Origin of the sequence: Pseudomonas sp. CFBP13528 (assembly GCF_005233615.1) — a bacterium.
In the GTDB taxonomy this organism is placed as follows: domain Bacteria; phylum Pseudomonadota; class Gammaproteobacteria; order Pseudomonadales; family Pseudomonadaceae; genus Aquipseudomonas; species Aquipseudomonas fluorescens_AM.
This window is the reverse complement of sequence record NZ_QGAJ01000009.1, coordinates 44,562-61,473: the sequence shown is the minus strand read 5'-3', so window position 1 is coordinate 61,473 and position 16,912 is coordinate 44,562. Positions and strand designations below refer to the sequence as shown.

Below are 16,912 nucleotides of genomic sequence, written 5' to 3'. Positions count from 1 at the left end.
ACTTTTCGCCCTCCGGTTACCGGTGGTGGCAATTTGGTTTGGGTTGGGTTAAACAGATGTGGGTAAGTCGCCACTAACGCATGGAGCTGAAAGCATGGAAAAAGCAGATTTCGAGTACGATCACAACCAATTTCGAGGCGAGTTGGGCAAAGTGGCCTACGCGTACCAGCGCATAAAAGAAAGGCTTTTACGGAATTTTGAACACTGGAAAGAGCTTGGCGCCGGCTTTCTAAACAATCAGGTCTCTTTCGAAATCGGAGCAGATGGGGAAAGTATTTCAGGCATAGCTGCTGGAAAAAAGTTCGCCATTTCTCTTACGCCAGTAGCGTTCGAAAATGATAACTACGCTCTTGCGGTAGTTACCGTAGTTGACTTGGTGAGCAAGCTCCCGCTGGAGATTGATCGTTTCCTTATTTCGGTAAATGGCGATGTTCTTTCAATGGAAAGAGTGGAGCTTTTGAGCTCAGAGGATGAAGCTCAGAGCTTCAAACTGCTGATAGCAGTGGTTCGTCGCGTCATCCGAGCGATCCCCGTGCAGGTATAGGCTCGTCGCCTGGGTCTCTCATCAGCTCACGCATACTTTCGCTGTAGAATTTACGCGCCACGTTTTCGCTAATCACGATTTCGTGGCGCGGATAACTCAAGAAGTCGGCCAACTCGTTGTCGCCCATCAAGTCCATCTTCATGATGGCGATCTGTAGAACCTCGCTGATGATCGGCGTTTTGCCTCTGGCGCAGATCCGGTCCATGGCCTGCTCGATGCCCGGCCTGACCTTGTGTCGCAACTCCTTCTCGGCGACCGCCAGGCGTTTCTGCGCTGCCTTGGCCGACCGTTCCTGTACTGATTTGGCCATGGCCTACCTCTTCTATTCCGCTGGCCGGCAGTGCGAGCCAGGTTTGACGTTTGCGTTGCTGGGTGCGGGCTATGCGGCGCATCGTTTTCCGCCTGGAGTCGACAATGGATAGTCGATCGCGTGATTTGCGAGGATGCGGGCCAGCGTCTTCGTGTTGATCCCGAGCTTCCCGCAGACCTTTCGGCGGCTGATGCCGAGTTCCATGAATGTCTTGATGCGCTCTGCCAGCTTGGCGTCTCGATCGGCGAGGGCCTTCATGTGCTCGGGATTGCCATGCCTGCCACGCGGTGAGGTTTTGAACGTGAAGCTGAATTCCCTCGACATATTCAGCAGCGAGCGGCGACTGACACCGATCATCGTGGCGATTTCGCCCTGTGTGTGATGCGGAGCCAGTTCCATCACCTTCGCCAAGCGTTGCTTGCGCGCTTCGATCTGCTCTTCAAGCTTGGTGGGCACCCTTTCCGATACGGGTTCAACCCGGCGCCGCACAAACGGCTTCGGCGCTGGCGGCATCTGGTTGCTGTAGGTGATGGGCTTGGGGATGTATCCGCTGGCCGGGCCTTCTTCAATCTGCCCGCCGGCTGCCAGGAACTGCTCAACGGCGGCTGCCAGTTCGTTCGATGCGCCTCGAAGGCGTTCCACTTCGTTCTGTAGGATGCTGATCATGCTGCCTTGCTCCTGAGTACCGCCTCGTACCCGTCGACCAGCAGCTTGAATTCCCACAGGTCTTCCTCAAGGCTTTCGATGTAGTCATTGTCGCGCTTGAACTCTTTCCACCAGAGCTGGCGGCCCACCGGCTTCAGGAGCGGGCAGTACATCCCGATATGCCACCATTTTCGGTCGGTGATCCACATGCAGCCCTGCACCTGGTCAATCACATCGCTTGCGTCGTTATCAATGTGGAAGGACCGCAGCTTTTCGGGCGCCAGGAAGCACTTGTACTCCGAGCCGCCATCGTCGCCGATGAATCCATCCGCGCTGGCACCAAATACCCCGTCATCCGTTTTTACCAGGCCGACCTGAGTGACGATCAGGCCTGTCTGGATTTCGTGCTCCATGCGCGCCTCAGGCTCCAGCTCATGCCCTCGGCGCATTTGCCAGGTCTCGAAACCGCCATCCAGCGGCGCACCACCGATACGCTCGACCGCCAGTTCGAAGGCGTACGACAGGGCGGCGTTCGACGGCTCGCCGACTTTTTCGCCGTCCAGAGCTCGCTGAACTACTTCTGCTTTTGGCGCAGCCTTGTAGCCGGCCAGATCACGGGCGCGGCCTTCACTGTGACCAGCGAGCATTGCCTCCACATACTTGCGCTGCTGCGCAGTCAGCCCATTTACCTTGGAGCGAGCGGTGCTGAACATACTGGCGGTGATCACCCCGGCGCGGCCTTGAAGCCACTCGGCGGACCCTTGTGTGCAGTTGACGATGATCATTGGCTTGCTCCTTCTTGCGGCGCGGCGCTGAGTTGCGAGCCACGAGTGGTGACGGCGACTTTCAAAGCCTCGTAGAGATCGGTTGCTGTCTTGTTGTCGGTGACTTTCAGGTCCTGAGAGGCCTTGACGCCCTCTTGCCAGATTGCCGTGAGCGATTCTTTGGAGTCAGCGGCGTAGGCCTTCGGGATCCATTCGTTCATCAGCTCCCCAAGGCTTTGAGGCTGGCCCTCGTCGCCGTTGCCGTCGTTATCCTCGTTTGTCAGCACGACGTTGAAGATCATCATCGTCAGGTAGCGCCTGGCATAGCTGAAGGTTGAGCCGCTTGCGTGCACTCCAGTCTTGTTTACGCTGCCTTTGATCCCTGCGGAGTCGATAGGAAGATCGACGTGGTAAGTCTTTGTATGCCCGGCCTCATGCATGCAGTCGCAGACGGTGCGGATGTGGCCAACCAACGGGCTATCACCTGTTCCAAACGAAAGTGAAAACCCGTGGAGCGTGTAGACAGGGGAAATCTTGCGATCAATCGACTCAAGCGCGGCATAAGCGCTATTAGTTTGGGCGTTGAACTTGTCACGAAACACCGGGCCTATTTCAGCTTGGGCGCGGACCATAGCGGCGTTGAAGGCTGCCGCCGCCGTACGATCCGTGTGGCGCTCGTACATCTCCATCATCTTCTGCATTTTGTCTGCATCGAATGCCGGGTCGGTTGCGGCCCGCTGGATCATTGACAGCATCGCGGTTGATTCATTGGTGGTCGCCGGGTTGGCGACCTGCCGTGCCTCGGTGCGCTCGGCCAGGGCTGAGTTAGTCATGGCGACCTCAGTAGGAAATGGTAATAGCTGGGATTTTGCGCTGGGCAATCAACTTTACTGCCTGCTTGGCGCATTCCTCTGGCATGCCGCCAGCGATGAAGGCCTCCAAGGCGGTACGATTGATTGCGCGTCGATGCGCCTCGTCGCGCTCGCGCATCTCTTGCTGACGGACGATTTCGGCAGCCGCCGCATCAGCTCGTCGGCGCTCATCTTGACGGGCCTGCTCGGCAGCCTCTTCAGCCCGCCTCACCGCAGCGATGCGTTCTTGTTCGGCGCGCTGTTCGGCGGCCAGCTTGTCGACCTTGGCCTGGGCAGACTGGCGCTCTGCTTGTTCGGCCTGTAGCTGGAGTTGTAGGCGCTGGCGCTCGGCGGCTGCCTCGGCGTCCAATGCAGCCTGTGCGGCGGCGCGCTGGGCGGCGGCGGCCTGATCAAGAAGATCCTGTTCGCGGCAGGCGGCGGCCAGGCGTTCGGCCTCGGCACGCTCGGCTGCTTCACGGCGGGCCTGATCAGCGGCGGCCTGGGCGATAGCAGCATCACGGGCGCGCTGGGCCTGGGCTTCTGCTTCGGCGCGCAAACGCGAGAGCTCAGCCTGCTCGGCTTCGTGCTGGAGGCGCTCGGCGTGCAGGGCGCGCAACAGCGAGAGGGTGCGGTCTTTCGCCTGGGCTGCTTCTGGCAGGAACTCTTCCCAAGCATCGTTGATCTCGATGGCTTCGAGGTCGACGATCACCCGGGCGACTACGGATGCTGGAGGTGTTGCTGCGAACATCGCCATGTCCTTGATCTGCTGCATACCTTCGTTGTGCTTGGCAACCCGCGCATCTTCGGCCGCCTGCCAATCATCCAGCGGCTGCCGCACCTCCTTCTGCCATGACTCCAGCGTGTCCCATACACGCCTACGCTCGGCATCAATCAGCTTCGGGATCTCTTTTTGCTTTGCGGAGATCTCTTTGCCTACCGCTTCAAGTGCGTTTTTCGATTTTGCGATCTGGTGCGCCATCGATGCATAAGCTTTGCGACCTTTGTCCGTTTTCAGGTCGGGAAGCACTCTTTTGAATTCGTCTACCTTCGCGCGGACCTGCTGAAGCCAAGGGTCAAGCCCCTTGACGGTGCTGAATACCATCAACGCTGTTTCTTTCGGTGGTACGACTGCCAGTTCGGTTTCTGCGGACATGGGGATTCCTTGCCGCGATGCTCGCAGCGATTGAAGATGTTGGTTATTGAGTGATTCGATCAGCGAGGGCGCTGAGCAGCATCAGGAACGTAAAGAGGGCGATGACAGGGAAGGCGCCGCGCCAGATAAGCATGCGCCTGGTCCGCTGGTGGGAAGTCAAGGCCGAATCCTCACCACAATCCGACCACCTTTCATGGTTGGCGCTAGGCGCTGCGGCAGATCCCGCACCAGGTCCTCACGCTTGCGACCTATCAGCTCGTTGAAGGGAAGGCCGAAGCCCAAAATGGCGATGCGGCGCTCAACTTCATCGAGCTGCTCGTCGATCAGTGATTTAACCGGTGCGGTGGTCATGCGGCCTCCTTGCGGAGCCTGGTGATTTTCAGCAGGCGCTGGCAGTAGTGGTTGAATTCGTCGACGGTGATTGCGTCGCCGGTGAGCATGTTTGTGATCATCCTTACCACGACGGCTTGGGCGCCTGGCTCGCTGCTGGGATGCTCAAGCGCTTCAAGCGCCTCATCGATCAGGATGTGCGGGCTCATACATCGGCATCCACGTCGTGTTCGCGCTCTTCGCGTTCCGCCGCTACAGCGTCTTCGGCGTAGGGCCGCAGCAGCGCTACAGCGAGCTTCTCGACCGCTTCAATGGGCTTTTGCTGGCCCAGCAGGTCGGCAGCGTGGGATCGGGCATCGCTCTGGCTGCCGAGCATTGCCGACAGCAGGAGGCGGGCAAACGAATCACGCTGGTCCAGACCGTCGATCTGGCGCTGGTTCAGGTGGCCTTGCAGGACCGTGCAGAACCGGTCGAACGTTACGACCTGCGGCTGGCCGAAGCGCCGCTTCCACTTGATGTCGACGCCGCACACCAGGCGCTCCGCCGAATGCTCAAGCCAGTCCGTCACCTCGCCGCTCTCGCTGACCTCTGGAGGCAACTGAGCGTCGTAACGCTCTTGGCAAATCTTCAATGCTGCGTTCATGGTCGCCTCCAAAGTGGCGGGTTGTTCACCTGTATTCGTCAACACTCATGCCTCCCGCTGGTTGCCGATGGGCGCGGGGGAGGAGTGCTGACGTAATAAAGGTGCGGAAGTGAGCCCAGGCCCGCTACTGGCGACGGCCTGGGTTTTTTTCGTCAGCGGTGTGGCCCGTTGCCCGCTGCTGATTGCAGGGCTGGCCGGTCGTCTTAGGTGTGGGCTTCGAGCTTCCTACTCACAGCGTCAAACAGCATCTGTTCGCCGTGGATCACAGGTCCTTACAACATGCACGCTACAGCTCTGAATGCCCTGGCTGATTGGGGCAGGGTGCATGAGGTCCGGCGTTCCCAGCCGAGGCTATCGGGATCGCTAATTCAAATCTTTTGGAGCTGGCCGTGACACGCTACTGGCGTCGGTCACCGGCTTGAATCAAATGTTCTTCCAGCCGCGGGCCTTTCGGCTTGTTCTCCCGCTGGATAACTGTTCTTGGCGCTTTACGCTGCACGCCCGGGTCAGTTGCCAACCCTCTGAACTGTTTAGGCCGGTTCATCGCTGCCTTTGAATCTGGGCCGGTGGTGATCCGGCAAGGGGTATCCCTAAAGAGCGGCGCAGGTTTAGCTGCTGGCCGGCGTTCTTCGTTGCTGGCTTGAGGCAATAATCACAGAGTGTGTTTATTGTGTCAACACGTAATGTGTTTATGTTTTTCATGATCGAATCACGCTGTGTGGTTTTTATAAGGTAATTGAGAAGGACGGGGTGGTGAGCCCGCCTGCTGGCGTGCTCATCTAGGAATCGCAGTACTCGCGCCAACCGATCCTGACGGCTCCGTCTTCCAGATGCTCGATCCTTATGCCGGCGGTGTCGCCGATATCCTGGATGACCTGGTGCCAGGCTTCAGGGCTTTCATCGTCGCGCCTGGAAACCTCGACCAACTGAATCCTCTGCACTCTGGGGGAGGCAATTATGCGTTGCAGGCGATGGCCCACAAGCTCGTAGGACTTTCTCGGTTTCGATGTGGGGTAGGGGGCCTGGATCATGCTTCGCTCCTTGCTATACTGTATGCATACACAGTATTTGCACTGATATATCTTGGCAATAGGGCAGCAAGAAGATTCATGCGTAAATGCATATTTTTCACTGTGCTTTCTGGCGGGCATGAAAAAGCCCGCTGAGTGGCGGGCTTGATGGGTACTGTTTTCGGTTAGGTCTGGCGGGGCACCCAATACATTTGGCAATGGATCTCATAATTGTCGTAAAGCTCAACCGCAACAGTTTTAGCGGATTGTTCGCTTTCAAAGGGGCCGGTGATGACTGTGTTCCCATCTACCGCCAGAACGGGTACTGCCAGGTCTTCAAGCACGCCTTCAACCCGGCTTAAGTCCCCCGGATGGGCTTTTATGCGAACCGTCCAGCCTTGAAAAGCGGACTTTAGAGCCTGATCAGTAAAGTGCGGATATTTGCCACTCACCGAATCCCTGTATACGATCTCGCTGGAAAGCCTGGGGCCGTCGCGCATCGTGATGAGGGCTTGGTTGGCTTCTTCCTTTGTTTCAAATGGGCCGGCACCCACGGCTAAGCCAATCATAGGAACAACCGGGAGCCCGGTGCTGGCGATGGCTTCGATTGTTCGTCGCTGTTCTTCTTCGTCACGGCAGGCGGTTGCTGCAACCCATCCGGTTTTCAGTCTTGGGGCACGCGCTGGCTCAATGTCTCTCCCGCAATGCTTGCACTTTACGGCAGACTTTTTGATGGTCTCGGCGCAGAACGGGCAGTTGCGGAGGTCGATATTCTTCGCACCAGCGGAGTCCCCTGATGCTTCAACCCAGCCCTTACGAAGATATGAGTTCGTCAGAATGCCGTTGATGCCAATCGCATACCCGATGGTCACCAGGGGGACAGCGATGAACATCCCAGGGCCGCCAGTCAGAACCGTGACGCCTCCAACCAACAACAGCCAGATAAAAAAGTGGCCCCACAGCTCTTTATAGGCAAGGTAGAAAACCCCGAAAAAAACAACCGCGAGCCACGACATCCCGCCAACACTTTCAATGTGACCGTTTGCCGGATTCCTGAATTTTCGTTCCATTGGATCCCTCCAGTAATTGAGCCCGCAATTTACCATTCGTGGCGCACAGCCACCGTTGACTCGCAGGGAAGCGTCATTACGACAGTTCAGCCGCTAGAGAGTGCTCAAGGAAATGCTGCGATCGCCTGGGCCAGTTGAGCGTCCGACACCAGCGGCGGTGCGCTGGTTGAGTGGTAGTACCTGGAGGCTTGCTCAAACTGAGCGCCGCGAATCTCTCCGTCCGAACCAATGAACGCTAGAGCGTCGGCCTTCGCCGACTTGAAAACCTTTGGCGGCTCGGTTGTGAGGGATGTGGTCGCCCCAATTAAAATGGTTGGCGCGGAAATTGTGAGAAATATCGCGGCAGCGATAGGGTTGGCGCCATCACCTGATACGGCCTGCGTGCTGACCGATGCCAGTAAGGCGATCGCCAGGGTCTTCCATGAGTCCATGCTTCGTTGCGTCCACTGCGATCAGAGGGACCACCATAGCAGAGGAGGGCGCTTGGCAGAAACAAGAAGCCCGGCGCTGGGCCGGGCTCGATGATGGCTGCTTATGCTGCTAACGCCAGGGTAACAGCTCTCACAAGCACCAGGATCTTCACATGGCGGCCTTCAGAAGGACTTTGCATTCGGCGTCGTATTTTTCACGCAGCTTGGCAGTGCTAGCTGGCGTCATCCGCCCTGGTGTCTCTTTGTGCAATTCCACCATTTTTTGCGCAACTTCTTCCTGAGCCTCCGGGGTATAGCCAGCATGCACCAATAGTACATAGGAGGCTCTTGAGGACTGACTGCGGCTTATGTCTGGCTGGTCACCAGCTACTGAAAGCACTTCGTAGTAGGCCGCGCAGTGGAGATCTCTCTCTTTTGGGGTTTCTGCTTGGGCGGTTAAGGAAATGCAGGTGAATATGGCGCAGAAGACCAGTGGCATCGAGGATAGGCGCATGAAAACGAGTCCATTCGAGAGGGGCCAAGATTTTATCAGCTCAGATGACAGAAACAAGAAGCCCGGCGCTGGGCCGGGCTCTATATCGCTATTTTATCTGTTTCGGTTGGTACATAGCTCCGATCTTCAGCGCCTCGGCCTTACCCCCTGTCAACATTGGCGCCTTCTTCAATATGTACTCCGGGAATCTAGTGACGAGATAGTCGTACCTAAACCATCTGCGGAATTCGGCGAGGGCGTGGTTCGGATAAGCGCTAGCCTCTTGCGGATTGCTTTTTGCCTGCGGGTATCGGGCCGGATAATTATGCTGGCAAGGCACACGCTCACCGTATATGGATGAATAGTTGAATTCTTTCCAGTGTTTAGCCCACATCTGACCAACGCTTATATCAGGTATGGTTTTATGGTTTACGGTGAGGTCGGCAGTTATCAGATCCACTATGAGACCCGTTATCTCATTAAAAATTATGAAATAGCCTAAGGGTGCAGCATCGTTAAGTATGGATACCCTTTCATGGTGATATTGCCATTTGTCACCCGGGGTGTAGTTTAGAGAATCGTATATAAAACGACGTAATCCGAAAGCTGCAAAATTCCTGTAGTTAACAGTTGCTTGCTTGTTCGGTGATTTCGCCTCAAATGCATAGTATTCAAGAATTGCCATGCAAACGACGTCGGGGTATGCGTAGTGTGGCTTCCCTTCTCGTACGGTCTCAATATATAGGGATTTGTCAGTGTATCCCTGAGCGAACAAATATCCTCTGATAAATGAAATTCTGTCCTTGGTCAGGATGTCGTCGTCGAAGTGGTCGATCCATTCTTGGGTTATCTCTTGGATCGCACTACGCTGCGCTCCAGTTGCCAATGCCAAGCCTCGCTGTGTGAGAAATGGTATTCCGTTTTCCAGAATACCCATTTCTATCCCGTTGACATCTCGCTGGACCTCCACGCCTAGGTCGAGAGTGAACTGCTTTTTGATGGCCTGCAAACCTTGTTTTTTCATCGTTAACTCCATGATAAACAACAAAAAATCTACGGCCTGCTGCTTGGTCTGTAGGCTATAACTTCCACCATCCCCAGAACCGTCTAAATGCCGCCCACTCAGCTACAAACCTGATAATCAGCTGACCGTCAGCTCACCTGGGCACACCATAGAAGTGATTCAGCACTATCAGCTCAACCACCGCTACGAAAACGCAAAGCACAACGAAGCCAGGGCTGAAGACTCGCTTGCGATGGGATGAACTGTCGTCCGGCCAAATGCCAGCTTCGGTTGTGAAAACCACCATGAGCGCCAGCAGAGTATAGGTCCACACCTTGCTCCAAACGCTTTGCTTTCGCCATAAGGTCGAAGGTTTTCCAAGGGCGGATGGCATCAGTAAAACTTCTGCAGCGCCTGCACAACCACGCCCACGATCCGGCAGTTCTCGTCGACAGCCTCAATTGGGTAGCTCGGGTTCAGCGGTTTCAGGAACAGCCGTCCGCCATCGCTGACCAGCTTCTTGAACGTGGCTTCATTGCTGTCCGGTAGCTTGGCCACCACCAGCTTACCTGGTGCAACTTCAGCCTCAGTGTCCACCAGAATCAGCGTGCCTTCGGTGATGCTCTGGCCGGCGGGCGCCGTCATTGAGTCACCTTTGACCGTCAGCCAGAACGCAGGGCCTTTGGAGTCGTACTCCGAAAACTCGTAGGTGTCTGAGACTCCAGCCGGGTAGGGCTCCACTGCTTCCGCCCAAGCCCCGGCGGCGACCCAGCTCACTACCGGGTAGCGGAATGATTTGGTGGGCTGGGCGGCGATTGAGATATTCGAGGGGCTTGCGCCAGGCAAAAGCAACGCTGCCGGATCGACTTTCAGCTCATGGGCAATCTTGGCGATATCTTCAAGGTTTGGCTCCCGAGCATCTTTCTCATAGTTTCCTATGCGCGATTGGGATTTCCATCCGCAAGCCTTTGCCAATGCAGCCTGAGAAAGTCCTGCTTTTTCTCTGTAGTGCGCGATGCGCGATCCGAGTGTCTTCATGGGTCGAATTTTAATCACGGAGTGAAATAAAATCCGCCCACTTATTGTGTTTGCCAATAACACGATATGTGTTTATCCTTGGTTTATTGTCCGTAGGAGCAACGCAATGAATCTCATAGCAGAGTTTCGTGAGGAGGCCGGAATCACCCAGGCAGCCTTACACCGAAAGCTCAACTGGAAGCAGTCGCGGCTCGCTAACTACGAGTCGGGGGCTCGCCCATTGAAGCTTGAAGACGCCCGGAAGATCGTCCAGGCGTTGAATGAATTGGGTGCGAAATGCACTTTGGATCGCGTTTTTCCGCAGCAATCTTATGCGGATGTTCGGGCCGCCTAAGCAACATCCCTGTCCGCCGTTCCATTGAAGCCAGATTAAAAGAGAGCAGTCTCCATGCAAACGTCCAGTTCCAGACACACCGTACAAACCCGTGATCAGGTGCTGGTTGCCCACGCTGCAAACCAGATCGCGCGAACCAGCCTGAGCCAAGACGACTTCGCCCAGGCGTTGAGCCGCGAACTGCATCTGTCGTGCCCAGAGAAGGCCGTCGCCAAAGAGGTTCCGGACTTCGCCGCGCTGACGCTGCAGAACGACGTCGCTGACTTTGTGAAGGCGACCGGCCGCTGGCTCAAGCGTGTTCAGCGCTGGCTATCCGGCGATCAGGAAATGCCGTCCTGGCTAGAAGAGTCGTGGGTCAACGCCCTTGAGCCTGAATTCCGCGACCACTGCGTAAACGAACTGGCAAGCCGTCACGGCTTGACCGGCGCCCGCCAGATGACCAGCGACCAATGCGCGAACAAAAGCTTCAGCGCATTGATCCGTGCCCTTGGCGATGTGATCGACACCGGCAGCGAAGTGTTTGATGACCAGGTGATGTGCGAGCAGGACCTACCGCACTTGCCAGCGTTCGCCAAGCAATGCAGGCAAGTTGAAGCGAAGGCGGGAGAGTTGCGCCGTAAGGCTGAGGCTCTGCTCAACGGCAAGCCTGCGCTGAAATCCATCGCCTGAATCTGAGGCACAAAAAAGCCGACGTACGAGGTCGGCTGATTCGATAACACTTTGTGAGACCGATTATATGCAAACCCTGCCACATATCAATAGCACTACCAATCTCGCGGCACGTTTTTCGCAATCTGAAAACGTGGCGCGCAATAGCTCGCATACAGTTTACCTGGCGGCCTGACATGCAATACACCGTCACGATTAACCAGGTGAAGGCGCTGGAGTGGGGACTGAATTCTCAGCAGGCCCTGCTGTTCGCCTTCGTCTACGGCTGCCCGAGCTGGACCAAGCCAATGAAGACCGATGACGGGATCTTCTTCGCGCTGAGCAAGGCCAAGATCATCGAGGAGCTGCCGCTGCTCACTGACAAGCCGGACACTGCTTATCGCATGCTGAAGGCCCTGGAAGAGGCGGGTTTGATTGAGCTTTCAAGTACTTCGAACATCACGCTTTTCCGCCTCACAGAGAAGGCCGTCGAGTGGAACCAGAAACTCGACGGGTCGGAAAAATATCCGACCCCGCCAAACAATAAGGGTCGGAAAAAAATCCGATCTACCTCGGATAAATCTCCGAGCAAGGTCGGAAAAAAATCCGGGCAAGGGTCGGAAAAATCTCCGACAAATCAGGATACCAATCATCAGGGTACCAATCAGGGCACCAGTCAGGACTTGCAGGACGCCAACGGCAAGCCGGCTCAGTCCCGCGGCTTGGTGCTGGTGGTGGATCGCACCGACACTCCTCGGGTTGAGATCCCCGCCGACATGCCAGGCCCCAAGGAACAGACCTGCAAAACTTTCAAGGTTTGGGCGAACTACGCAATGGCTTACCGCAAACGCTACGGCGCGTGGCCGGTGTGGAATGCCAAGGTTGGCGGCCAGCTCGGCCAACTGGTCGACCGCCTCGGCGCCGATGTTGCCCACCACGTCGCGGCGCACTTCCTGAAAACCAGCGATGCCGCCGTCTTGCGCAAGTGCCACAGCCTCAACGAACTGCTGGCCAACGCCGAGAGCTACCACACCCAGTGGGTGACCGGGCAGCGCATCAACGGGACGACCGCACGCCAGATGGAACGGACCGAGGCGAACCACTCCGCAGCCGAGCAGGCCGCCCAGATGGTCCTTTCCAAACGCCAATCAGGTGACCGCAATGAATACCTCTGAAATGAACGACCAGCAAGTTGCAGGGCTGGCCGCCGCCATCTGCGCAACCGCCGAGGCCATGGGTCAGGAAATGAACCCAGGCACTGCCGCGATGATGGCCGAAGACCTCTGCGCCTATCAGGTACCCGTCGTCAAAGCCGCGTTGAAGTCCTGCCGCTTCGAAGTGAAAGGCAAGCTGGCAATGGCCGACATCCTGCAGCGCGTACAAACCTCCGACGGCCGCCCTGGGAAAGACGAGGCTTGGGCGATTGCAATGACCACCAACGACGAATATGAAACCGTGGTGCTGACCGACGAGATCCAGCTGGCACTGGCTGCCGCGAAACCAATCCTGGATGGTGGCGACAAAATCGGTGCGCGCATGGCGTTCATCGACGCCTACCAGCGGTTCGTGAGCCAGGCCCGCGAGGATGCGAAGCCGGTCAACTGGCACGTATCCGTAGGCTTCGACGCCAACCGCCGCATCCAGGCTGTGACCAAGGCGATGGAGCTGAAGCGCATCCTGCGCGAACACGCCCAGAAGTACTTGGAAGACCTGAGTGTTGAGCCGATCACCGAGGATGGCCGGGCCATTGCCGGATTACTTACTGGCAACGTCACCCGGCCGGAGCCCGCCCTTCGCGCAAAGCTCGAGATCGTTAAGAGCTCGATGCTGGAAATGCGCAAAGCCAGCGCAGAGCAGAGGGACGAAATACGGATAGCAGCGGCCAACGAGTTGGCAGATCGCCGGGCGTTCCTTATCAAGCAGGCCCGAGAGTTGGAAGAGAAGAGTGCGGCGCAATGACCGACAAGATCAGCGTCAACTGCCAGGCCAAGCTCACTGAGGCCATCACATGCCTGACCACCATGTACCGGGACAAGAAGTTTGTAGTGGTCTCCCTGCGCCCAGGCAAGGACCGTACGCTCGACCAGAACCGGCTGTGGTTCGGCATGTACAAGCGCATCGCCGAGATGAGCCAGATCGGCGATGCGGCCGACGCCCGCCGTTACTGCAAGCTGCACTTCGGCGTGCAGATCCTGCTGAACGAGGACGCTGGGTTCCAGGCCGAGTGGTACCGGGTCATGCGTCATCTGCCATACGAAACGAAGCTGGCCATGATGGGCGAGTGCCATTTGTTTGGCCCTGATGGCTTCCCGGTGACCAGCCTGTTCAACCGCGCCCAGGGCGTCGCTTACACCGATCGCATCGCCGCCTATTTCACAGGCCAGGGTGTGGTTTTCAATGATCTGCTCAGCAAGGAGGCTGCATGATCGCCAAGCAACCCAAACCGAAGAAGTGCAAGAACCCCGCATGCGGCATCAGCTTCCCGCCGCAGCGCCTGGGCCAAGCCGTATGCAGCCCGAAATGCGGCTTGGCCATCAAGGACGTGAATCAGGCGAAGGCGCGCAAGTCGCTGGCCCAGGTTAACCGCCGCGAGATCAAAGTCCGTAAGGAGAAGCTGAAGAGTAGGGCGGATCACCTGCGTGAGGCTCAGGCCGCAGTGAATGCGTACGTGCGCCTTCGCGACGCGTACTTGCCGTGCATCAGTTGCGACTCGGCGCCCAACGACAACGACCTCATGACCGGCAGCCGCTGGGACGCCGGACATTACCGTTCCGTCGGCGCCTGCCCGGAGCTGCGCTTCGAGCCGCTGAACATCCACCGGCAGTGCGTGAGGTGCAACCGCAACCTGTCCGGCAACGCCGTGGAGTACCGCATTCGCCTGGTGGTTCGCATCGGCGCCGAGAAGGTGGCCTGGCTGGAAGGGCAGCATGCGCCCTGCAAGTACACCGTGGAAGAGATCAAGGCCATCAAGGCCAAGTATCGAGCAATGACCAGAGAACTGAAAAAAGGGGAAGCCGCATGAAGCTGATCAATGCAAGACAGGTGTGGACCGAAGCACAACATGAATCGAACGCGTCGATCAGCGCTGTGGCAATCGACAAAGCGCAATCCGCACCGATCAAGAAAGGCCAGCGCATGCGCCGCGCCGAGGCAGTCTTTGCTGCGCTTGGAGATGACAAGGAAGAGCGCATCCAGGTTGTGCGGCAGAAGATCAGCATCAGCGAGACGCGCGGGACACCGGTTGGTCGCTCCACCGCCCGCGCCGCTCACCTGGCGACCATAGGTAAGGTTTTGCGCGCCATAGACACTCTGCCGTTCCAGGTGCAGCAGTTCGGGCACTATCTCTATCACCCAGCGATGAACATGCGGCACCTGCTGAATGCGGTGCTGCTAATCACCGCAAAGGCTGCGCTGCCAGACCTGACATCCGCCAAGCGCGTGAAGGCGCAGTACCTGGTTACCCTGGCCCTGCAATCGTACAAGGGGGAGGTGGCCGGATCTGCCGAGTGGGGGCCGGCGCGGGTCGCTGCCGAGATGAACACCTTCTTCGGCGTTACCATTGACCCAAAGAACTGGACGCGCGACTGGCTTGACCTGTGGGAATCCCTGAAAGAAGTGATCAAGGAAGTGGATATTCAGGCACAACAGCCAGTGTGGCAGGTGATTCACGCGGAAAAAGATCAAGAAGCGGCATAATGATGTTGACATGACGGGGTTTTGAGCGTACTTTTCCCATAGTGCACAAGTAACGCGAAACGCACACGAAACTCTGAACCCGGCCACTCGCCGGGTTTTTTTCCAGCCGAAAGAAATTTGAGTAGAATCAGTAACTCATACGACTTCTATTTTGGCTGGAGGCATGTGTGCCGCATAAAGACCTTCGGGTAGACGATAATGTCTCTGCCGATATATCTGACCACCCTAAAGATATTTTTTTCGCTGCTGTTGAAACGACTCGCATGCCGATGATCGTCACGGACCCCAATTCGCCAAACAACCCGATAATTTTCGCCAATCAAGCTTTTTTGGAGATGACGGGTTACGAGCACGACGAGATTTTTGGCAAAAATTGTCGTTTTCTCCAAGGGGTGGATACCGATAGGGACGTCGTAACCTCTATCAGGAACGCCATAAAAGCGAAGCAAGAGTTCTCCACTGAGATTCTGAATTACAGAAAAGATGGCAGCAGCTTTTGGAACGCGTTATTCATATCTCCTATTTATAACGAAAAGGGCGATTTGATTTATTTCTTTGCCTCTCAGTTGGACGTGAGCCGACGACGCGATGCAGAGGAAGGGCTGAGACAAGCTCAGAAAATGGAAGCGCTTGGCCAGCTCACCGGCGGGATCGCGCATGACTTCAACAATCTCCTCCAGGTCATAGGCGGCTATGTCGATCTAATTGGTAGTGCTGTCGAAAAGCCTGAAGCAAACCTAGAGCGGATCAAAAAGAGCGCTTTCCACGCAAAATCTGCAGTCGAGAAGGCCAGTACACTGACGAAGCAGCTATTGGCTTTTTCGCGAAAGCAAAAGCTGCAAGGTCGGGTTTTGAATTTAAACACCCTGGTTGGACTCGTAGAGCCGCTGATTGAGCGGACATTTGGTAGTGGCGTCAGGATAGAACTTGATCTAGACGATTCGTTACAAAATTGCCGAATCGATCCTACTCAAGCGGAAATGGCGCTCCTGAATATCTTTATCAATGCGCGCGATGCATTGATAGGTCGTAATAATCCGAAAGTATTCGTTGAAACAAGAAACGTCAGTATTCGAGACTTGGCCACATCCTACGAAGGACTTTTCCCAGGCTCTTATGTAAGCATATCGGTAACGGACAACGGCATTGGTATGCCTTCAACGATTCGCGATAGGGTGATGGATCCATTTTTTACCACCAAAGATGAGGGCAAAGGATCTGGATTGGGATTGTCTATGGTTTATGGTTTTGCCAAGCAGTCCGGTGGGGTAGCTCGGATCTATTCAGAAGAAGGTATTGGCACAACCCTTCGCTTGTACTTCCCTGTTGATACGGCTTCCGTTACGCCCGAGGAGAATAGGCAGAAGTCTGACTATGAGGATGGTACTGAAAAGGTCCTGATCGTAGAAGATCGTCCAGACGTTGCTGAGCTAGTTAAGATGGTGCTTGAGGATTACGGGTACACTACTGAAATATCGCTGAATGCGCGTGAGGCGTTAAAGCGATACGAAGCCGGCGAAAAGTACGATCTTCTTTTCACAGATTTAATCATGCCTGGTGGTATGAATGGGGTAATGCTGGCGAGAGAGGTCAGGAGACGCATGCCGAAGACCAAGGTATTGCTTACTACCGGTTATGCAGAAAACTCCATCGAGCGCACGGATGCAGGTGGATCGGAATTTGAAGTGATATCGAAGCCGTATCTGCCTCACGACCTCGCTCGTAAAGTCAGGCAGATCCTGGATTCTCCAGGTGGCATTTAATTCTTGTTATCTATGCATCAATAACCATGCGGCTTTTTAGCTGCTGAATGAAACGAGTCCTTTGAAGCCCGACTATCATGTCGGGTTTTTTTGTGGGGGAAGGATCAAGCTCCGTCGTTCCCGACGCTTCCTTCTGTTAGGCCTGGACGCTGATGAGCCAGTAGTGCGGCGCTGGGGGAAAAACCGGCAGCCCGTGCATCCTGATCT

General features: G+C 56.2%; 24 protein-coding genes. 9 read left to right on the top strand and 15 right to left on the bottom strand.

Annotated elements, in window-relative coordinates; genetic code table 11:
* Nucleotides 1-94: 94 nt before the first annotated feature.
* On the top strand, nt 95-544 hold the full coding sequence (locus PspCFBP13528_RS17465; protein ID WP_137200927.1) for a hypothetical protein: 450 nt from the start codon (nt 95-97) through the stop codon (nt 542-544).
* Here the strand turns inward: PspCFBP13528_RS17465 and PspCFBP13528_RS17460 are convergent.
* The 15 genes from PspCFBP13528_RS17460 to PspCFBP13528_RS17390 form a co-directional block, all read right to left on the bottom strand.
* On the bottom strand, nt 516-854 hold the full coding sequence (locus tag PspCFBP13528_RS17460; protein ID WP_137200925.1) for a hypothetical protein: 339 nt from the start codon (nt 852-854) through the stop codon (nt 516-518). The two genes, PspCFBP13528_RS17465 and PspCFBP13528_RS17460, sit on opposite strands and share 29 nt — an antisense overlap.
* A 69-nt stretch (nt 855-923) precedes the next feature.
* Nucleotides 924-1,520: a hypothetical protein gene (locus tag PspCFBP13528_RS17455; protein WP_137200924.1), complete on the bottom strand. Its 597-nt coding sequence runs from the start codon at nt 1,518-1,520 to the stop codon at nt 924-926.
* Nucleotides 1,517-2,284: a lambda exonuclease family protein gene (locus PspCFBP13528_RS17450; protein ID WP_137200922.1), complete on the bottom strand. Its 768-nt coding sequence runs from the start codon at nt 2,282-2,284 to the stop codon at nt 1,517-1,519. The genes PspCFBP13528_RS17455 and PspCFBP13528_RS17450 overlap by 4 nt, the downstream gene beginning before the upstream one ends.
* The gene (locus PspCFBP13528_RS17445; protein ID WP_178084440.1) at nt 2,281-3,096 is read right to left on the bottom strand and encodes an ERF family protein; all 816 of its coding nucleotides are present in this window, start codon (nt 3,094-3,096) and stop codon (nt 2,281-2,283) included. Before PspCFBP13528_RS17445 ends, PspCFBP13528_RS17450 begins: the two co-directional genes overlap by 4 nt.
* Nucleotides 3,097-3,103: 7 nt before the next feature.
* Entirely contained in the window at nt 3,104-4,267 is a 1,164-nt protein-coding gene (locus tag PspCFBP13528_RS17440; RefSeq protein WP_137200920.1) for a hypothetical protein, read from the bottom strand.
* Between the two features lie 156 nt (nt 4,268-4,423).
* Complete coding sequence (locus tag PspCFBP13528_RS17435) at nt 4,424-4,618, bottom strand: hypothetical protein (RefSeq protein WP_137200918.1); 195 nt, start codon at nt 4,616-4,618, stop codon at nt 4,424-4,426.
* On the bottom strand, nt 4,615-4,806 hold the full coding sequence (locus PspCFBP13528_RS17430) for a hypothetical protein (protein WP_104503097.1): 192 nt from the start codon (nt 4,804-4,806) through the stop codon (nt 4,615-4,617). The genes PspCFBP13528_RS17435 and PspCFBP13528_RS17430 overlap by 4 nt, the downstream gene beginning before the upstream one ends.
* A complete protein-coding gene (locus PspCFBP13528_RS17425) occupies nt 4,803-5,240 on the bottom strand; it encodes a hypothetical protein (protein WP_137200916.1) in 438 nt (145 codons plus the stop codon). The genes PspCFBP13528_RS17430 and PspCFBP13528_RS17425 overlap by 4 nt, the downstream gene beginning before the upstream one ends.
* 779 nt (nt 5,241-6,019) lie before the next feature.
* Nucleotides 6,020-6,271 (bottom strand): DUF1654 domain-containing protein, encoded by a 252-nt coding sequence (locus tag PspCFBP13528_RS17420; protein WP_124426948.1) that lies wholly within the window; start codon nt 6,269-6,271, stop codon nt 6,020-6,022.
* A 164-nt stretch (nt 6,272-6,435) separates the two neighbouring features.
* On the bottom strand, nt 6,436-7,320 hold the full coding sequence (locus PspCFBP13528_RS17415) for a zinc ribbon domain-containing protein (RefSeq protein WP_241669103.1): 885 nt from the start codon (nt 7,318-7,320) through the stop codon (nt 6,436-6,438).
* Between the two features lie 104 nt (nt 7,321-7,424).
* Nucleotides 7,425-7,751, bottom strand: coding sequence for a DUF2388 domain-containing protein (locus tag PspCFBP13528_RS17410; protein WP_137200914.1), 327 nt, complete (start codon nt 7,749-7,751; stop codon nt 7,425-7,427).
* A gap of 148 nt (nt 7,752-7,899) precedes the next feature.
* Nucleotides 7,900-8,244, bottom strand: coding sequence for a hypothetical protein (locus tag PspCFBP13528_RS17405; protein WP_137200912.1), 345 nt, complete (start codon nt 8,242-8,244; stop codon nt 7,900-7,902).
* 88 nt (nt 8,245-8,332) lie between these two features.
* The gene (locus PspCFBP13528_RS17400; protein ID WP_137200910.1) at nt 8,333-9,247 is read right to left on the bottom strand and encodes a hypothetical protein; all 915 of its coding nucleotides are present in this window, start codon (nt 9,245-9,247) and stop codon (nt 8,333-8,335) included.
* Between the two features lie 133 nt (nt 9,248-9,380).
* The gene (locus PspCFBP13528_RS27875) at nt 9,381-9,620 is read right to left on the bottom strand and encodes a hypothetical protein (RefSeq protein WP_137200908.1); all 240 of its coding nucleotides are present in this window, start codon (nt 9,618-9,620) and stop codon (nt 9,381-9,383) included.
* Nucleotides 9,620-10,327, bottom strand: coding sequence for a LexA family transcriptional regulator (locus PspCFBP13528_RS17390; RefSeq protein ID WP_137200906.1), 708 nt, complete (start codon nt 10,325-10,327; stop codon nt 9,620-9,622). The genes PspCFBP13528_RS27875 and PspCFBP13528_RS17390 overlap by 1 nt, the downstream gene beginning before the upstream one ends.
* Before the next feature lie 43 nt (nt 10,328-10,370).
* On the opposite strand from PspCFBP13528_RS17390, the gene PspCFBP13528_RS17385 reads away from it, so the two are divergent.
* The 8 genes from PspCFBP13528_RS17385 (at nt 10,371) to PspCFBP13528_RS17350 (ending at nt 16,705) form a co-directional block, all read left to right on the top strand.
* Nucleotides 10,371-10,598 carry a helix-turn-helix transcriptional regulator gene (locus tag PspCFBP13528_RS17385; RefSeq protein WP_137200905.1) on the top strand — a complete coding sequence of 76 codons (228 nt, stop codon included), beginning with the start codon at nt 10,371-10,373 and terminating at the stop codon, nt 10,596-10,598.
* Between the two features lie 54 nt (nt 10,599-10,652).
* On the top strand, nt 10,653-11,267 hold the full coding sequence (locus tag PspCFBP13528_RS17380; RefSeq protein ID WP_137200903.1) for a hypothetical protein: 615 nt from the start codon (nt 10,653-10,655) through the stop codon (nt 11,265-11,267).
* Between the two features lie 176 nt (nt 11,268-11,443).
* Complete coding sequence (locus tag PspCFBP13528_RS17375) at nt 11,444-12,421, top strand: phage replication protein (protein WP_137200901.1); 978 nt, start codon at nt 11,444-11,446, stop codon at nt 12,419-12,421.
* A complete protein-coding gene (locus PspCFBP13528_RS17370; protein WP_137200899.1) occupies nt 12,408-13,205 on the top strand; it encodes a hypothetical protein in 798 nt (265 codons plus the stop codon). Before PspCFBP13528_RS17375 ends, PspCFBP13528_RS17370 begins: the two co-directional genes overlap by 14 nt.
* Nucleotides 13,202-13,672 (top strand): hypothetical protein, encoded by a 471-nt coding sequence (locus tag PspCFBP13528_RS17365; RefSeq protein ID WP_104503085.1) that lies wholly within the window; start codon nt 13,202-13,204, stop codon nt 13,670-13,672. The genes PspCFBP13528_RS17370 and PspCFBP13528_RS17365 overlap by 4 nt, the downstream gene beginning before the upstream one ends.
* Nucleotides 13,669-14,268: a recombination protein NinG gene (locus PspCFBP13528_RS17360; RefSeq protein ID WP_137200897.1), complete on the top strand. Its 600-nt coding sequence runs from the start codon at nt 13,669-13,671 to the stop codon at nt 14,266-14,268. The genes PspCFBP13528_RS17365 and PspCFBP13528_RS17360 overlap by 4 nt, the downstream gene beginning before the upstream one ends.
* The gene (locus tag PspCFBP13528_RS17355) at nt 14,265-14,942 is read left to right on the top strand and encodes a hypothetical protein (RefSeq protein ID WP_101220431.1); all 678 of its coding nucleotides are present in this window, start codon (nt 14,265-14,267) and stop codon (nt 14,940-14,942) included. The genes PspCFBP13528_RS17360 and PspCFBP13528_RS17355 overlap by 4 nt, the downstream gene beginning before the upstream one ends.
* Nucleotides 14,943-15,109: 167 nt before the next feature.
* A complete protein-coding gene (locus PspCFBP13528_RS17350; RefSeq protein WP_101220432.1) occupies nt 15,110-16,705 on the top strand; it encodes a histidine kinase famiy protein in 1,596 nt (531 codons plus the stop codon).
* Nucleotides 16,706-16,912: the final 207 nt, after the last annotated feature.

Coding starts and splice junctions, on each gene's coding strand:
- PspCFBP13528_RS17435 (WP_137200918.1), bottom strand. CDS start 4,618: ATGACCACCGCACCGGTTAAATCACTGATCGACGAGCAGCTCGATGAA.
- PspCFBP13528_RS17405 (WP_137200912.1), bottom strand. CDS start 8,244: ATGCGCCTATCCTCGATGCCACTGGTCTTCTGCGCCATATTCACCTGC.
- PspCFBP13528_RS27875 (WP_137200908.1), bottom strand. CDS start 9,620: ATGCCATCCGCCCTTGGAAAACCTTCGACCTTATGGCGAAAGCAAAGC.
- PspCFBP13528_RS17465 (WP_137200927.1), top strand. CDS start 95: ATGGAAAAAGCAGATTTCGAGTACGATCACAACCAATTTCGAGGCGAG.
- PspCFBP13528_RS17410 (WP_137200914.1), bottom strand. CDS start 7,751: ATGGACTCATGGAAGACCCTGGCGATCGCCTTACTGGCATCGGTCAGC.
- PspCFBP13528_RS17440 (WP_137200920.1), bottom strand. CDS start 4,267: ATGTCCGCAGAAACCGAACTGGCAGTCGTACCACCGAAAGAAACAGCG.
- PspCFBP13528_RS17400 (WP_137200910.1), bottom strand. CDS start 9,247: ATGAAAAAACAAGGTTTGCAGGCCATCAAAAAGCAGTTCACTCTCGAC.
- PspCFBP13528_RS17415 (WP_241669103.1), bottom strand. CDS start 7,320: ATGGAACGAAAATTCAGGAATCCGGCAAACGGTCACATTGAAAGTGTT.
- PspCFBP13528_RS17385 (WP_137200905.1), top strand. CDS start 10,371: ATGAATCTCATAGCAGAGTTTCGTGAGGAGGCCGGAATCACCCAGGCA.
- PspCFBP13528_RS17445 (WP_178084440.1), bottom strand. CDS start 3,096: ATGACTAACTCAGCCCTGGCCGAGCGCACCGAGGCACGGCAGGTCGCC.
- PspCFBP13528_RS17380 (WP_137200903.1), top strand. CDS start 10,653: ATGCAAACGTCCAGTTCCAGACACACCGTACAAACCCGTGATCAGGTG.
- PspCFBP13528_RS17420 (WP_124426948.1), bottom strand. CDS start 6,271: ATGATCCAGGCCCCCTACCCCACATCGAAACCGAGAAAGTCCTACGAG.
- PspCFBP13528_RS17370 (WP_137200899.1), top strand. CDS start 12,408: ATGAATACCTCTGAAATGAACGACCAGCAAGTTGCAGGGCTGGCCGCC.
- PspCFBP13528_RS17455 (WP_137200924.1), bottom strand. CDS start 1,520: ATGATCAGCATCCTACAGAACGAAGTGGAACGCCTTCGAGGCGCATCG.
- PspCFBP13528_RS17430 (WP_104503097.1), bottom strand. CDS start 4,806: ATGAGCCCGCACATCCTGATCGATGAGGCGCTTGAAGCGCTTGAGCAT.
- PspCFBP13528_RS17425 (WP_137200916.1), bottom strand. CDS start 5,240: ATGAACGCAGCATTGAAGATTTGCCAAGAGCGTTACGACGCTCAGTTG.
- PspCFBP13528_RS17360 (WP_137200897.1), top strand. CDS start 13,669: ATGATCGCCAAGCAACCCAAACCGAAGAAGTGCAAGAACCCCGCATGC.
- PspCFBP13528_RS17365 (WP_104503085.1), top strand. CDS start 13,202: ATGACCGACAAGATCAGCGTCAACTGCCAGGCCAAGCTCACTGAGGCC.
- PspCFBP13528_RS17375 (WP_137200901.1), top strand. CDS start 11,444: ATGCAATACACCGTCACGATTAACCAGGTGAAGGCGCTGGAGTGGGGA.
- PspCFBP13528_RS17450 (WP_137200922.1), bottom strand. CDS start 2,284: ATGATCATCGTCAACTGCACACAAGGGTCCGCCGAGTGGCTTCAAGGC.
- PspCFBP13528_RS17460 (WP_137200925.1), bottom strand. CDS start 854: ATGGCCAAATCAGTACAGGAACGGTCGGCCAAGGCAGCGCAGAAACGC.
- PspCFBP13528_RS17355 (WP_101220431.1), top strand. CDS start 14,265: ATGAAGCTGATCAATGCAAGACAGGTGTGGACCGAAGCACAACATGAA.